The following is a 14,471-nucleotide window of genomic DNA, read 5'->3' as shown; positions in this document are numbered from 1 at the left end:
ATGGACTTCGTTCTCACCCCACCGGAGCCGGTGGAACCGGTGCCCGCCGACCGCGCCGCCGGGCTCATCCCGATCGACGACGCCGCGCGCTCGTCGCTCGCCGAGCGCGCCACCGCGTTCGCCGAGCTGCTGTCCACCGTGGACAACCGGTCACCGGAGTTCGGCCGCATCGTCGACGAGGCGCTGGTGCTCGGCGAGGCGGACATGCGGGTCGCCGCCCAGGTGGCCGGCAGGCTGCTGGACCGCACGCTGGCCGCGGTCGCGACACCCGGTGCGGGCCAGCAGGTCTCCGCGGGCCTGAACGACCTGCGCCGCTCGGTGCGCGAGCTCGACCCGAAGGACCTGAGCAAGCTGACCGGCCGCAAGATCCTCGGCCTGATCCCGGCGGGCAACGCCGCCCGCGGCCTGCTGGCCAGGATGCGTGCCGCCGACGAGCCGCTCAACCGGATCGTGCTGCGGCTGCGCGCCAGCCAGGACGAGCTGCGCAGGGACAACGCGGCGATCAAGGGCGAGCGGCAGCGGCTCTGGGACGTCATGACCCGGTTGTCGTCCGACGCCCAGCTCGCCGCGGCGATGGACGAGGCGGTCGGCCGGCAGGCGCAGATCTTCGACCTGTCCGATCCGCAGCGCGCCACCGCGTTGCGGGCCGACGTGCTCTTCCCGATCCGGCAGCGGCACGCCGACCTGCTGACCCAGCTCGCCGTGTGCGCGCAGGGGTACCTGGCGCTGGACGTGGTGCGGCGCAACAACGACGAGCTGGTCAAGGGCGTCGAGCGCGCGGTGAGCACCACGGTCAGCGCGTTGCGGATCGGCATCGCGGTCGCCGCCGCGCTCGCCGGCCAGCGCGAGGTGATCGACCAGGTCGACGCCGTGCGCGGGCTGACCGACGACCTGCTCAAGTCCAACGCGACGCTGATGTCGTTGCAGGGCAACGACATCCAGCGGATCTCGGCGACACCCGCGGTGGGTGTCGACGCGGTGCGCACGTCGTTCGACCAGATCTACGCCGCGATCGACGCGATCGACACCTTCCGAGCCCGCGCCGCGGACAGCATGTCCAGCACGGTGTCCGCGCTGGACACCGAGATCCGCCGCGCCCACGACCACCTGAGCCGCGTGCGCGGCAACGAGGAGCCCGCATGATCCGCCGACTCGGCCCGCTCGTGCTCGCGGCCGCACTGGTGGCCGGTTGTTCCGACTCGGCCGATCCCGCCAAGCCGGTCGGTGACGCCGAACCGGGTGTGCTGCGGGTGCTCGCGGGCAGCGAGCTCGCCGACCTGCAGCCGGTGCTGGACGAGGCTGCCCGCGCGACCGGCGTGAGCGTGAAGTTCAGCTACACCGGCACGATCGAGGGCGCGGACTCGGTCGCCCGCGGCGCCGCCGAGAGCGGGTTCGACGCGGTGTGGTTCTCGTCGAACCGCTACCTGGAGCTGGTGCCGGACGCGGCGAAGCGGCTCGGCACCCCGACCAAGATCATGAGCTCGCCGGTCGTGCTCGGCCTGCCCGCCGCCAAGGTCAGGGAGCTCGGCTGGGACGGCAAGCGGGTCGGCTGGGCGGACATCGCCGCGGCCGCCGGGCAGCGGAAGTTCACCTACGGCATGACCGATCCGTCGGCGTCCAACTCGGGTTTCTCCGCGCTGGTCGGCGTCGCGTCGGCGTTGTCGGGCAGCGGTTCCGCGCTGGACGCGGCCAAGATCTCCGCGGTCTCCCCGCAGCTCAAGGAGTTCTTCTCGGCGCAGACGCTGTCCGCGGGCTCGTCGGGCTGGTTGTCCGAGGCGTTCCAGCGCCGCGCCCGCGGTGAGGATCCCGGCGCGAAGGTCGACGGGCTGATCAACTACGAGTCGGTGTTGTTGTCGCTCAACGCCTCGCTGCCCGAGCCGCTGACGCTGGTGTACCCGAGCGACGGCGTGGTGACCGCCGACTACCCGCTGACGCTGCTGAACTCGGCGGGATCGCCCGCCCGCGAGGCGCATCAGAAGCTCTCGGACCACCTGCGCGGCCCCGAGGTCCAGCAGCGGATCATGGAGACGACCCGCAGGCGCCCGGCGGTTCCGCAGGTGCAGCTCGGGCCTGAGTTCGCCGTGCGCGACCTGGTGGAGCTGCCGTTCCCCGGCAGCCAGTCCGCTGTGGACGGTCTGGTCACCACGTACTTCGACCAGCTGCGCAGGCCGTCGCGCACGCTGTACGTGCTGGACGTGTCCGGGTCGATGGCGGGTGACCGCATCGAGGGTCTCCGCCAGGCCGTCACGGGCCTGACCGGCGCGGACGACACGCTGTCCGGGAAGTTCAGCCGGTTCCACGGCCGCGAGCAGGTGACGCTGCTGCCGTTCAACTCGGCTCCCCAGTCCGCAACGGAGTTCGTCATCCCGGCCGACGACCCTGCTCCGGAGCTCGCGAGGATCAAGACCTTGGCCGGCGGACTGGTGGACGGCGGCGGTACCGCGATCTACGCGAGCCTCCAGGAGGGATACGCGGTGCTGCGCAAGCAGTCCGCGTCCGACCCGGACCGCTTCACGTCGATCGTGCTGATGACCGACGGCGACAACACCGAGGGCCAGGACTTCGACGACTTCCGCTCGTTCCACGAGGGACTCCCTGCGGCCGAGCGCGGCATCCCGATCTTCCCGGTGCTGTTCGGCGAGAGCACCGTCGACGAGATGGAGCAGGTGGCGCGGATGAGCGGAGGTAAGGTCTTCGACGCGCGCAGCCGCTCGCTTTCCGCCGCGTTCAAGGAGATCCGTGGCTACCAGTGACGCCGTGCTCCGCTACCTCGGGTCGTGGAAGAACCTCGCGGGCTGCGTCGGCGGCCTCGTCGGCCTCGCACTGCACCTGTTCGGCGTCGCGGGCTCGTACTGGCTCTTCGTCGTCGCGGGCCTGTACGGGTTCGGCGCGCTGATCGCCCCACCGGCCAAGGTCACGCTCGTGACCGATCCGGACCAGGAGGCGGCGTTCCTGCGCACCGAGCTCTTCTCGTTGCTGACCAAGGTCCGCGGCTTCGGCGGCCGCGTGCCCGCCGACGTGCTGCCGAAGCTGGAGCGCATCGCCGAGGTGCTGAACGGCATGCTCGCCCAGCCGCGCAGGCTCCGGAGCGACCCGGACGCACTGCACGCGGTGACCAGGCTCGTGGGCACCGACCTGCCGCTGTCCGTGCAGACCTACCTGAACCTGCCGTGGTGGTACGCCGCCGCCCGCGGCGCCGACGGCCAGCTGACCCGGCAGCTCGACCTGCTCCTCGCCGACGCCGAACGCACGGCGTCGGCATTCCACGAAGCCGACGCGCAGCGCCAGTCCGACCACACCCGCTACCTGGAGGAACGGGACTGAGCTTCCCCACGGCTGTTCGATAGCCACCGAGTGAACCGGGTTTTCGCAAATTGCCCACCTGGTCATTCGCCCCGACCTAGCATCGCCCGCATGGGCCGGTTGCGCGTGGCGCAGCCGGCCCTTTTCGTGCGGTTTCCGCCTCGCTACGCCGGTTGGGCGACTTTTCGGCCAACCTGGCGCTCTGCCCTAACGCGAACCGATCACGGTGCCGATGACGAGTCAACGCGCCGCGCTGTTCGCGGTCGGCCTCATCCGCGGATGGAGGGCCAGACATGGCTCAGAGCAAGGAAGACAGCATCCGGCAGACCTACCTCGGTCTGCGACTGGCCATGATCGTGCTGGTCGCACTGCTGTTCCTGTCGATCGTCGTGCAAGCCGTGACCAGCCGGTGCCTGCAGGACTCCGTCAGCGCGTACTACTACACACCGGTCCGGGCGGTGTTCATCGGCACTCTGTGCGCGATCGGCGCCTGCCTCATCATCTACCGCGGCAACACCGATCGCGAGAACGTGCTGCTCGACTACTCGGGCTTCCTGGCGTTCATCGTCGCGTTCGTGCCCACCGAGGTGAACGAGAGCTGCCCGCCCAGCTACCGCCCCGGCGCCGAACTGCCCGCCGCGATCGGGAACAACGTCGGCGTCGCGTTCGTCATGGGGTTCGTCGCCGCGGGGGCGGCGTTGCTGCTGAAGTGGCTGCGCCCGGCGTCCGACAGCAAGCTCAGCCCCAAGGCCAAGGTCCTGATCGGGCTGGCGCTCGGTCTGCTGACCGCGGGGCTGCTGTTCTTCCTCCTGGCACGCGACGCTTTCGAGGACATCGGGCACGGCGCCGCCGCCATCGCGTTCTTCGTCGGCATCATCGCCGTTGTCGTCCTGAACGCCATGAGGTACGCGAAGGACAACGAGCTGAACTGGTACTCCTTCAAGAACAAGTACTTCGACGTCGCGGTCGCGATGGCGGTGACGCTGGTCGTCTGCGGTGTCGCCGCCGCGGTCGGGTTCGGCCCGTGGCTGTTCTTCCTCCAGGTGCTGCTGATCGGAGAGTTCGTGGTGTTCTGGAGCTTCCAGACGAACGAGCTGCGCGGCAAGGTCACTGGCGAACAGGCCTGAACCGATGTCACGCGCCCCGTCATGACATCTGTCATGGCGGGGTCGTGACGGCTGGAACCTCCACCCCGGCACCCCCGGCGACAGCATTGGGGCATGACACAGGCAACAGCTGTCCGCACCGGCGCCGCCGTCGCGCTGAGCGGTCTGCACAAGAGGTTCGGAGAGGTGCGTGCGGTCGACGGGATCGACCTCGTGATCTCGCCCGGCGAGGTGGTCGCGCTGCTCGGCCCGAACGGCGCCGGCAAGTCGACGACCGTCGACATGCTGCTCGGGCTGTCCACACCGGACAGTGGTGAGATCAGCGTGTTCGGGCGCACGCCGCGGGAAGCGGTGAAGGCGGGGGCCGTCAGCGCGATGCTGCAGAGCGGGGCGCTGCTCGAGGACGCGACGGTCGCCGAAGCGGTCGAGATGATCGCGGCGCTGCACCGCGAGCCGATGCCGGTGCAGCGGGCGTTGGAGCTGGCCGGGATCGCGGATCTGGCGAAGCGCAAGTGCACGAAGATCTCGGGTGGGCAGACGCAGCGGGTGCGGTTCGCGCTCGCGCTGGTGTCCGATCCCGACCTGCTCGTGCTCGACGAGCCGACCGTGGCGATGGACGTCGAGACGCGGCGGCAGTTCTGGCAGACGATGCGCGCCTACACCGACACCGGGCGCACGGTGCTGTTCGCGACGCACTACCTCGAGGAGGCCGAGGAGTACGCGGACCGGGTCGTGCTGATGAGGACGGGCCGGATCGTGGCGGACGGGTCCGTCGCGCAGGTCAGGGCGACGGTGTCCGGGCGCACGCTGCGCGCGGTCGTGCCGGGTGTGTCCCGGCACGTGCTCGCCGGGCTTCCCGGGGTGCGCGCCGCCGAGACGAGGGGCGACCAGGTGACGCTGACCTGCTCGGACTCCGACGCCGCCCTGCGCGGGCTGCTGGCGCTGCAGCCTGCCACCCACGACATCGAGATCAACGCGCTGGGGCTCGAGGACGCGTTCCTCGCGCTCACCGGAGAGGACGTGCGATGAACACCCGTTTCCTGGCACTGGAGCTGCGCCGCGCGGTGCGCAACGGCCGGTACCTGATCTTCACCGTGGTGCTGCCGACGGTGATGTTCTTGCTCTTCATCAACCTCTACGGCGGGGCAGGGCAGAGGTTCCAGAACGGGCTGTCCGTCACGACGTCGCTGATGATGAACATGGCGCTGTTCGGTGTGATCGCCGGGCCGCTGGCGATCGGCGCGCGCATCGCGGTCGAACGCGGGTCGGGGTGGCAGCGGCAGCTGCGGCTCACTCCCCTGTCCGGGGCCGGCTACCTGTTCACCAAGGGCGCCTTGGGGATGCTGGTCGCGTTGCCGGGGATCGTGCTGGTCAGCATCGTCGGCGCGGTCAAGGGCGTCGAGCTCGGCGCCGGGCAGTGGCTCGGTGTGCTCGGCACGCTGTGGCTGGGCGCGGTGCCGTTCGTGCTGTTCGGCATCGTCGTCGGGCTCCTGGCGAGCGCCGACGGCATGCAGGCGATCACCGGTCTGGCGTCCATGCTGTTCGGTCTGCTCGGCGGCATCTGGATCCCCGCCGACGTGGCGCCCGAGTGGCTGCAGTCGGTCATGAAGGTGCTGCCGACGTACTGGATCAAGCAACTCACCGAAGCGCCGCTCGTGTCCGGGGTCGACGTGAAGACGGCGCTGCTCGTGATCGGCGCGTGGGTCGTCGGGCTGTCGGTCGTCGCGGCGCGCCGGTTCCGCGCGGACAGCGCCAGGGCGTAGGAACTAGGTTGGGCCGCATGCGGGAGAAGTCGCGCTGGTGGATGTTCGGGTCGCTGTTCATCCTCGTCTACGTCCCCGGCGTCATCTGGGAAGTGGTCCCCGGCGATCGTCCGTTGTGGACGAAGGTGGCGGCGATCGTCCTGCTCGTGGCCTACTCCGCGGCCTGGATCGCGAGCCCACGCGTGCTCTGGGGCGACCACAGCGACAACGTGCGGACCGCCGCGTGTCTCGGGCTGATCGTGCTGGGACTGCTGGTGGTGGTACTGCTCGGGTTGTCCTACGCCGGCCTGATGGTCTACGCGATGGCCACGACCGCGATGGCGTTGCCGACGGGCCGGGTGCTGGCCGTCGACGGCACGGTCCTCACCGGACTCGCGGTCGCCATGTTCGTCACGCACGACTTCCCGCGCGACGGCGGGCAGCTGGGGACGTTGCTGTCGGTGTCGCTCGGCATGGCCGCGATGGGGCGGATGATCCGGGCGAACAAGGCGCTCGAGGCGGCGCAGCAGGAGATCGCGACGATGGCGGTGACCGAGGAGCGCAACCGGCTGGCCCGCGACCTGCACGACATCCTCGGCCACAGCCTGACGACGATCGCGCTGAAGTCCGGTGTGGCGCGCAGGTTGCTGGAGAGCGACGAGACCGGGCGGGCGACGGACGAGATCCGCGAGATCGAGAACCTCACCCGCCAGGCGCTCAGCGACGTGCGGACGACCGTGTCCGGCTACCGGGAGGTGTCGCTGTCCGCCGAGGTCGTCGGAGCGCGGGCGGCGTTGCGGGCGGCGGGTGTCGAGGCCGATCTGCCGCACGCGGTGGACAACGTGCGACCCGAGCTCCAGGGGGTGTTCGGGTACGTGCTGCGCGAGGGGATCACGAACGTCCTGCGGCACGCCGCCGCCTCCCGTTGCGAGGTGCGGCTGGGCGACACGTGGCTGGAGGTGCGCGACGACGGCCGCGGCGTGGGCGTCGGCGCACCCGGCACGGGGTTGCAGGGGCTGGCGGAGCGCCTCGCCGAGGTGGGTGGCACGGTGATCGCGGGGCCGCTCACCGGAGGCGGCTACCGGCTGCGGGCGGAGGTCGCGTGATCAAGGTGCTGCTGGCGGACGACCAGGCGCTCGTGCGCGGCGCGTTCGCCGCGATGCTGGGCCTGGAGCCCGACATCGAGGTGGTCGCCGAGGTCAGCGCGGGCGACGAGGTCGTCGACGCCGCCCGCCGCACCTCACCGGACGTGGCGCTGCTCGACGTGCAGATGCCCGGCAAGGACGGGTTGTCCGCGGCCGCCGAGCTGCACGCGGCGCTGCCGTCGTGCCGGGTGATCGTGTGCACCACGTTCGGCAGGCCCGGCTACCTGGCGCGGGCGATGGCGGCGGGCGCGGCCGGGTTCGTCGTGAAGGACGCCTCACCGGAACAGCTCGTCGACGCGGTGCGCCGGGTGCACGCGGGCCTGCGGGTGGTGGATCCGACGCTCGCCGCCGAGTCGCTCGCCGTGGGGCGCTCGCCGCTGACCGACCGGGAGCGGGACGTGCTGGCGCTGGCGCGTGACGGCGGGACGGTGGCCGACCTGGCGAAGGCGCTGCACCTGTCCGAGGGGACGGTGCGCAACCACCTGTCCGCCGCGATCGGGAAGACCGGTGCGCGCACGCGTGCCGAAGCGGTGCGGCTGGCAGAGGACTCCGGCTGGCTGTGACGGCCACGGGCCGGGCGTCACATCAGGCCGAAGTAACCTGCCGCGACGGCCGCGACGGCGATCAGCCCGGCCACGACCTTCCAGCGCGGATGGCGGTCGGCCTGCGTCTCCCACTGGAACGCCATGGCCCAGGCGATGCAGATGCAGGTGATCGCGGAGAACAGCGCGAAGAAGTTGGTCTCGTGCCGCTCGGTCACGACACCGTTGATGCGCACCGTCGACGTGGTGCCGATGAACACGATCCACGGCAGCACTAAGAGCACCACCGCGGCGATGGATAACTTGACCTGTCGATTGAGTCGATTCATGGGTGTGGGACGGGGTGAGGCGGGCTCGGGTTCCCGCTGTGCCGCTGGGTTGGGCCGTTCAGAGCGTGCCGCTGTAACGAGTGCGGCCATTCGGTCGAAAGGGTGGGAAACCGACCACATGGGGACATAGTGATCAACAGGCTCGTGATCGCCGCCGCTCTGCTCGCGCTCGCCGGGTGCACGGCACAGCCCGCCGCCGCGCCGTCGTCCTCCGCCGTTCCATCGACGACGGGGTCGGCGACGGCGTCGGCGAGCACCGCGGAGACGACCTCGGAGCCGGCGCCTCCCCCGACCGAGGCCGAACCGACGGAGGGCCGCACCGATCTTCCTCAGGCGAGCGCCGCCGGGCTGAGCTGCGCGAAGGCCCCGGCGAGCCTCGTCGGCGAGACGCTGGGGCTCACGCTCGCGGCGCCGAAGGAGACGATCAACGAGAACGTGGCCGTGTGCCAGTACACGGGTGGGCCGAGCGTCACGACGGTCCGCTTCCAGGCGGGCACGGACACCGCGCGGTTCGCGCAGGGCAAGTCGCGGCTCGCCGAGCACGGGCAGACGGCCGTCGACCTGCCCGGTTTCCAGGACGAGGCGTACACCAGCACCAGGAAGTCCGGGTCGGCCGAGCAGAACACGGTGACGGCGCGCAAGGGGTCCGTGGAGATCCTGGTGACGTCGAGCGCGGGGCTCGACGCCGAGCGGAAGCTGGTCGCCGAGCTGTTCGCGAAGCTCTAGTCCTGTGTGGACGGCACCGGCGATGAGGCATGCTGTGCCGGTGGGACTTTTCACGGTGTCCGAGGCGCGCGCCGAGCTGGCCCGGTTGCAGCCGGTGCTCGACGAGCTGGTCAGCCTGCGCGCGGACGCGGCCGAGCTGGCCGCGGCGTTGCAGGGTGGCGGCAGCACGGAGCTGGGCGGGCTGCCCGAGTGGAAGGCGGCGCAGGCCCGGCTCGACGAGCTGATGGAATCGGTCCAGGCGACCGGCGCCGAGCTGAAGGGGTTCGCGCCGCTGCTGGTCGACTTCCCCGCCGACCTGGACGGGGTGCCGGTGCTGCTGTGCTGGCTGGAGGGTGACGCCGAGCTGGCGTGGTACCACCGCACCGAGCTCGGCTTCGCGGGCCGCAGGCGGATACCGGCCGAGTAGACCTCAGTCGATCTTCACCATGCGGACGATCTGCTCCCTGATGGTGTTGCGCGCCCGTTCCGCGGTGCCGGAGTCGCCCGCCCACGCGGTGACGGCCATCCAGGTCTGGTTGCCGGACACCGGCACGCACGTCACCTGCACGACCAGGTCGTCGCGGCCGCCGATCACCACGTAGTCGCCGTCACCGACGCCGTTGTAGATCTTCAGCGAGTAGTCGACGACGGCGTTCCCGCTCATCGACAGGCACGTGCGGTGGTCGTAGTTCTTGTGGAAGGTTCCCCAATGCGCAGCCATGATCTCGTCCTTTCCCCTCTGGCATCACCGAAGAACTCTCGGCCTCCGCCTACGTGCTGCGCATCAGGGCTAGCACTGATGCGCCCACCCGGAGCGGCCCGCGACGATTGATCCAGTCGAACCGGGGAGGTTTCCGATGGGCGTCGTCGCCGTGCTGGTCGTCATCGCGCTGTGCGTGCTGCTGGTCATGAAGCTGCGCAAGAAGAAGAGAACACGGCGCCCTGCGCCGGCCGCCGACCCGCCGGTCCCCCGCTTCCGCGTGGTGACGGTGGGGCTGCAGGGATCGGGCAAGACGTTGCTGCTGACCGGCATCTACCGCAGGCTCCAGGCACCCGCGGACCGCGGCTTCTTCCTCAAGGTGCCGTACACGCAGCTGATCGAGCTCAACCGGTGGTACCGGGCGGTCGCGAGCTCCGAGGACGACTGGCCGAGCGGCACGTCGCGCGGGGAGATGCGGGAGTTCGACTTCAGCGTGATGACGAACGTCGGCGGCACGCCGACGACCGTGCTCGACATCGGGTACCTGGAGTACCCCGGCGAGCTGCTGACCGACCCGGACGCGCCGGGATCGACGTTGCAGCAACAACTGCTGGGCGCGGTCGCGAACGCCGACGCGTTGATCGCGCTCATCGACGGGATGCAGCTGCTGCAGGCGCATCGCGGTGACCGGCGCGGGCTGTCGATCCTGCAGACCACGCTGGACGCCATGGTGCACTGCATGCTGACGGCCCGTGCGCCGATCGTCTTCGTCATCACCAAGTGGGACCTGCTCGACCAGTTGCACGCCGACGAGAACACCCGGCTCAAGATCGTGCGCAACCTGCTGATGGGCGTGGACGGGTTCCGCGACCTGGTCAACGCGCACAGCGAGCGCCGGATCGTGCGGCTGGTGCCGGTCACCGCGGTCGGGCACGACTTCGCGGTGCTCGACGGCAGCGTCATCCGCAAGAAGCCGGACGGGCGGTTCCAGCCGGCGAACGTCGAGCTGGCGCTGTCCGCGGTGGTGCCGGACATCCTGCACCAGGTCGAGCTCTCGCTGGACGCCCACACCCGGCAGGTGATCATGGCCGAAGCCCAGCGCCGCACGAAGATGGGCCCGGCGGAGGCGTTGCGCACGCTCAGCGTGTTCGTCGCGGAACGGGCGGGCCGGATCCTCGCGGGCGCCGTCGGCGGCGGGCTGATCACCCACGCCGGGCTGACGCTGCTGCTGGAGACGCGCACTCCGCCGGGGCCGGAGCACGCGCAGCGGCTGGCCGCGCTCAGCGAGGCCGACCGCAGGGCCGAGGAGTTCATCCTGGCCCGCCGCAGGGTGGTGGCGTCGCTGCAGCACCAGGTCGCGATGCTCGAGACGCGACTCCCCGCGTCGCGGCTGCGCGGGGACTGACGTGGACGCGCAAGGCTGGCCGTTCCTCGTCGCGCGGGGACGCAGGCGCGGGTACTCGGTGCTGCTCGCGCCGCCGCCCCTGATGAGCTCCTACGGCCTGCTGGAGGACGTCGCCCGCCCGACCAGCGGCATCGCGGTCGCGACGGTGCGCGGGCTGTGCGTGGTGTGGTCCGAGCACGCCGTCACACCCGACGACATCGGCGCCGAGCCGCGCGACGAGCACAGCAGGCCGTTGCGGCTGCTGCACGGGTTCGTCACCGAGCAGACCGTCACGGCACCGTCCGAAGTGGACATGAGCAGGTCGCTCACGGCCGCGCTGGACACCTACCGGCGGTTCCTCGACGACGAGGAGCGGTTCACCGTCGAGCGGTCGGCGTCGTTCCCCGCGCACTCGGACATCGGATCACCGGCGGCGATAGGCAAACCGGATCCACGACCGCGCAGGTACACCGTGCCCGCGCTCGCTGCCGGTGCGGTGCTCGTCGGCGCGGTGATCTTCGCGACGAGCGGGAACGACCCCGAGCCACCGAAAACCCCGTCCTGCCCGACCACGACCGCACCCACCACGCACACACCGGTCAAGCCGACGACGACAACGGGCAAGCCGGCCACGACGTCGTTGCAACCTTCGTGCACATGACCCTTCGCAGGCGAAACGGTTGCCACCCCTCCGACGACTCCACGGGTGAAGGCGACCGACCGGCACCGAGGTGGACATGGATGAGGCCCGCCGTGGTGACGGCGGCTGGGCACCGCTGCTCGTCGTGATGATGGCGGCGACGGGAGCGGTGATCGGCGCGGTCGCGGTCACCCTCAAGGTGGCCGACGGCTCGCACCCGTGGTCCGACACCGTGCTCAGCGGCGTGAGCGGGTCGCTGTTCCTGCTCGCCGGGCTGGTCGCGCACCTGCGCAGACCGGCCAACCGCACCGGGTTGCTGATGATGGTCGTCGGCGTCGCGTTCTTCGCCGAGGACCTGCAGCTGTCCACCGACCCCGCGGTGTTCACCGCCGGGCTGCTGTTCGCGCACGCGTCGACGCCCGCGATCACGCACCTCGTGCTCGCGTTCCCGGACGGCGGGCTGCGCTCCCGCCCAGCCAAGATCCTCGCGATCTCGACGTACGTCGTCGTCTACGGCTACGCGCTGCTCAACGCGCTCGTGCACGACTGGACCGTCATCGGACGGCCGGAGAACCTGCTGCTGGTTGCCGACCACCCGGACATCGCCCGGTTGCTGGAGGACGTGCTGAACGTCGTCGGCGCACTCATCGCGGCCGCGGTCGTGGTGATGCTCGCGCAGCGGTTCCGCACCGCGCCACCGACGATCCGCGCCGCGCTCGCGCCCGTGCTGCTGATCGCGCTGATCGGCGGCATCGCGTCGCTCGCGGGCAACACGGTCGGCTCACTGCACCCGCTCTACCCGGTGCTCGCGCCGATCTACCGCATCGCCTTCTGCGCCTGGCCGCTCGCGTTCCTCGTCGGCGCGCTGTGGACGCGGCCGCGCCGCGCGGTCATCGCCGACCTGCTGATCGCCGCACGCCGCCCGGACTCGCTCGAGGGACTGCGCGACACGCTGGCCGTCGCGTTGCGCGACCCGTCGCTCCAGCTCGGCAGGTGGCAGCCCGACCAGCAGGAGTTCGTCGACGCGGACGGCAGGCCGGTCGGAGCGGGAACCGTGCTGGACGACCGCGACGGCAGGCCGCTCGGCGCGTTGTCGCGCCGCGAGGTGCCGTGGGAGGACGCCCGCACCGCCGAGGCGGTGGCCGCGCTCGCCGCACTCGTCCTCGACAACCAGCGCCTCGCCGCCGAGGCGGGCGCCCGGCTCGCCGAGGTGCGCGCGTCACGGGCCCGCCTCGTCACCGCGGCCGACGACGAACGCCGCCGGGTCGAACGCGACCTGCACGACGGCGCACAGCAACGACTGGTCGTCGTCGCGCTCGGCATCCAGCTCGCCCGCGAACGCGCCGACGACCCGGAACTCGCCGCACTGCTCGCCGACACCGCGGAGGGCGTCACCGCGGCGATCACCGAACTCCGCGAGCTGGCAAGGGGAATCCACCCCGCGCTGCTCGCCGAGTCCGGCCTCGGACCCGCCATCGCCGAGCTGGCCACGCGCAGCCCGCTGCCGGTCGAGCTGAGCGTCGACGACCTGCCGCGCCTGCCCGCGACGGTCGAGGCGACCGCGTACTTCGTGGTCGCGGAGGCGTTGACGAACGTGCTCAAGCACGCACGAGCGACCGCGGCGAGAGTCCAGCTCTCGTTGCGGGGCAACGCACTGAGCGTCGAAGTGACCGACGACGGCGTCGGCGGAGCACAGGTGAGGGATGGTTCCGGGCTCGCCGGGCTGCGCGACCGGGTGCGCGCGCTGGACGGCGAGCTGACCGTGCGCGACGCGGCGGGAACCGCGGTCGTCGCCGAGATCCCGAGGGGATGATCCGTGGTGGAGCTGACCGTGGTCCTGGCCGACGACGCCGTCCTGGTGCGAGAAGCGTTGGCCGGACTGCTGGCGCGCAACGGTTTCCACGTCGTCGGCCAGGCCGGCGACGCCGACGAGCTGCACGCCGCGGTCGACGAGCACAAACCGGACGTCGTGGTCGTCGACGTCCGCATGCCGCCCGAGCACCGGCTGGAGGGCATGCGCGCGGCCGTCGAGATCCGCGAACGCCACCCCGCGACGGGCGTGCTGGTGCTCTCCCAGCACGTCGAGTCGCACTACCTGCCCGCACTGCTCGGCGGCGACCCGTCCGGCGTCGGCTACCTGCTCAAGGAACGCGTGGCGAGCGCCGAGGCGTTCATCGACGCCGTCCGCGAGGTCGCGCAGGGCGGCTGCGTCGTCGACCAGCAGGTGGTGGCGCAGCTGATGCGCACCCGGCGGCGCGACGACCCCGTCGACACCCTCAGCGACCGCGAGCGCGAGATCCTGTCGCTGATGGCGCAGGGCCGCTCGAACCAGGCCATCTGCACCCAGCTCGTGCTCACCAAGAAGACCGTGGAATCCCACGTGCGCAACATCTTCACCCGGCTCGACCTGCTGCCCGAGCCGGACGACAACCGCCGCGTCCGCGCCGTGCTCACCTACCTGCGGCCGTGGAGCGAGCAGGCCTACCGCGCCGGACTACCCGAGGAGACGCCGTAGCTCGCCTGCCGACAACCGCTCCTTCGGCAGGAACCCGAGCGCCGGAGTGCCCGCGGCGCGCTCGCCGTAGTCACGCGACGAGCACAGCACGACCGCGATGCCCGCCTCGTCGAGCCTGCGGCACACCGCGAACCCGTCGAGATCGGGCAGCCGCACGTCCAGCAGCACGACGTCCGGCCGCAGCTCCACCGCCAGCTCGACCGCACCGGCCCCGGTCTCCGCCTCCCCCACCACGTCCATCCCGCCCGCGCGCAGCACCTTGCCCGCCCACAGCCGGAACGGCCCGTGGTCGTCCACGATCAGCACGCGCACCGCCACCACGTCACCATCCCTCTCGACGTGGTGGCTTCTCATCAGTGC

17 protein-coding genes are annotated in these 14,471 nt (G+C 71.1%); 14 read left to right on the top strand and 3 right to left on the bottom strand.

What is annotated here, in order from left to right; genetic code table 11:
- The 8 genes from FKR81_RS19450 (at position 1) to FKR81_RS19415 (ending at position 7,859) form a co-directional block, all read left to right on the top strand.
- Complete coding sequence (locus tag FKR81_RS19450; protein ID WP_146353497.1) at positions 1–1,143, top strand: toxic anion resistance protein; 1,143 nt, start codon at positions 1–3, stop codon at positions 1,141–1,143.
- A complete protein-coding gene (locus FKR81_RS19445; RefSeq protein WP_146353539.1) occupies positions 1,143–2,753 on the top strand; it encodes a VWA domain-containing protein in 1,611 nt (536 codons plus the stop codon). Before FKR81_RS19450 ends, FKR81_RS19445 begins: the two co-directional genes overlap by 1 nt.
- Positions 2,740–3,324, top strand: coding sequence for a hypothetical protein (locus FKR81_RS19440; protein ID WP_235921640.1), 585 nt, complete (start codon positions 2,740–2,742; stop codon positions 3,322–3,324). Before FKR81_RS19445 ends, FKR81_RS19440 begins: the two co-directional genes overlap by 14 nt.
- A 272-nt stretch (positions 3,325–3,596) precedes the next feature.
- Entirely contained in the window at positions 3,597–4,430 is an 834-nt protein-coding gene (locus tag FKR81_RS19435) for a hypothetical protein (protein ID WP_146353496.1), read from the top strand.
- A gap of 93 nt (positions 4,431–4,523) precedes the next feature.
- Positions 4,524–5,438, top strand: a complete 915-nt coding sequence (locus FKR81_RS19430; protein WP_146353495.1) for an ABC transporter ATP-binding protein — start codon at positions 4,524–4,526, stop codon at positions 5,436–5,438.
- Positions 5,435–6,172, top strand: coding sequence for an ABC transporter permease (locus FKR81_RS19425; protein ID WP_146353494.1), 738 nt, complete (start codon positions 5,435–5,437; stop codon positions 6,170–6,172). Before FKR81_RS19430 ends, FKR81_RS19425 begins: the two co-directional genes overlap by 4 nt.
- Before the next feature lie 17 nt (positions 6,173–6,189).
- Complete coding sequence (locus tag FKR81_RS19420) at positions 6,190–7,257, top strand: sensor histidine kinase (RefSeq protein ID WP_146353493.1); 1,068 nt, start codon at positions 6,190–6,192, stop codon at positions 7,255–7,257.
- Positions 7,254–7,859, top strand: coding sequence for a response regulator transcription factor (locus FKR81_RS19415; RefSeq protein WP_146353492.1), 606 nt, complete (start codon positions 7,254–7,256; stop codon positions 7,857–7,859). Before FKR81_RS19420 ends, FKR81_RS19415 begins: the two co-directional genes overlap by 4 nt.
- A gap of 17 nt (positions 7,860–7,876) precedes the next feature.
- Here the strand turns inward: FKR81_RS19415 and FKR81_RS19410 are convergent, their stop codons facing one another.
- A complete protein-coding gene (locus FKR81_RS19410; protein WP_146353491.1) occupies positions 7,877–8,125 on the bottom strand; it encodes a hypothetical protein in 249 nt (82 codons plus the stop codon).
- A gap of 171 nt (positions 8,126–8,296) precedes the next feature.
- Here FKR81_RS19410 and FKR81_RS19405 point away from each other — a divergent pair, with 171 nt between their 5' ends.
- Together FKR81_RS19405 and FKR81_RS19400 are read left to right on the top strand one after the other, a co-directional pair.
- Positions 8,297–8,893, top strand: a complete 597-nt coding sequence (locus tag FKR81_RS19405) for a hypothetical protein (RefSeq protein WP_146353490.1) — start codon at positions 8,297–8,299, stop codon at positions 8,891–8,893.
- 40 nt (positions 8,894–8,933) lie between these two features.
- Entirely contained in the window at positions 8,934–9,299 is a 366-nt protein-coding gene (locus FKR81_RS19400; RefSeq protein WP_146353489.1) for a DUF2203 domain-containing protein, read from the top strand.
- Positions 9,300–9,302: 3 nt separating this feature from the next.
- On the opposite strand, the gene FKR81_RS19395 is transcribed toward FKR81_RS19400, so the two are convergent.
- A complete protein-coding gene (locus FKR81_RS19395; protein ID WP_146353488.1) occupies positions 9,303–9,593 on the bottom strand; it encodes a hypothetical protein in 291 nt (96 codons plus the stop codon).
- A 136-nt stretch (positions 9,594–9,729) separates the two neighbouring features.
- Here FKR81_RS19395 and FKR81_RS19390 point away from each other — a divergent pair, with 136 nt between their 5' ends.
- From FKR81_RS19390 to FKR81_RS19375, 4 genes are all read left to right on the top strand, one after another.
- Positions 9,730–10,977: a TRAFAC clade GTPase domain-containing protein gene (locus tag FKR81_RS19390; RefSeq protein ID WP_146353487.1), complete on the top strand. Its 1,248-nt coding sequence runs from the start codon at positions 9,730–9,732 to the stop codon at positions 10,975–10,977.
- Position 10,978: 1 nt separating this feature from the next.
- On the top strand, positions 10,979–11,617 hold the full coding sequence (locus FKR81_RS19385; protein WP_146353486.1) for a hypothetical protein: 639 nt from the start codon (positions 10,979–10,981) through the stop codon (positions 11,615–11,617).
- Between the two features lie 76 nt (positions 11,618–11,693).
- The gene (locus FKR81_RS19380; protein ID WP_235921639.1) at positions 11,694–13,409 is read left to right on the top strand and encodes a sensor histidine kinase; all 1,716 of its coding nucleotides are present in this window, start codon (positions 11,694–11,696) and stop codon (positions 13,407–13,409) included.
- 3 nt (positions 13,410–13,412) lie between these two features.
- Complete coding sequence (locus FKR81_RS19375; RefSeq protein WP_146353485.1) at positions 13,413–14,111, top strand: response regulator transcription factor; 699 nt, start codon at positions 13,413–13,415, stop codon at positions 14,109–14,111.
- Here the strand turns inward: FKR81_RS19375 and FKR81_RS19370 are convergent.
- Complete coding sequence (locus tag FKR81_RS19370) at positions 14,091–14,465, bottom strand: response regulator transcription factor (RefSeq protein ID WP_222598327.1); 375 nt, start codon at positions 14,463–14,465, stop codon at positions 14,091–14,093. The genes FKR81_RS19375 and FKR81_RS19370 overlap by 21 nt on opposite strands.
- Positions 14,466–14,471 lie beyond the last annotated feature (6 nt).

Source organism: Lentzea tibetensis (genome assembly GCF_007845675.1).
GTDB lineage: Bacteria > Actinomycetota > Actinomycetes > Mycobacteriales > Pseudonocardiaceae > Lentzea > Lentzea tibetensis.
The sequence above is the reverse complement of the archived record's forward strand: the minus strand, read 5'-3'. Positions and strand labels throughout refer to the sequence as shown.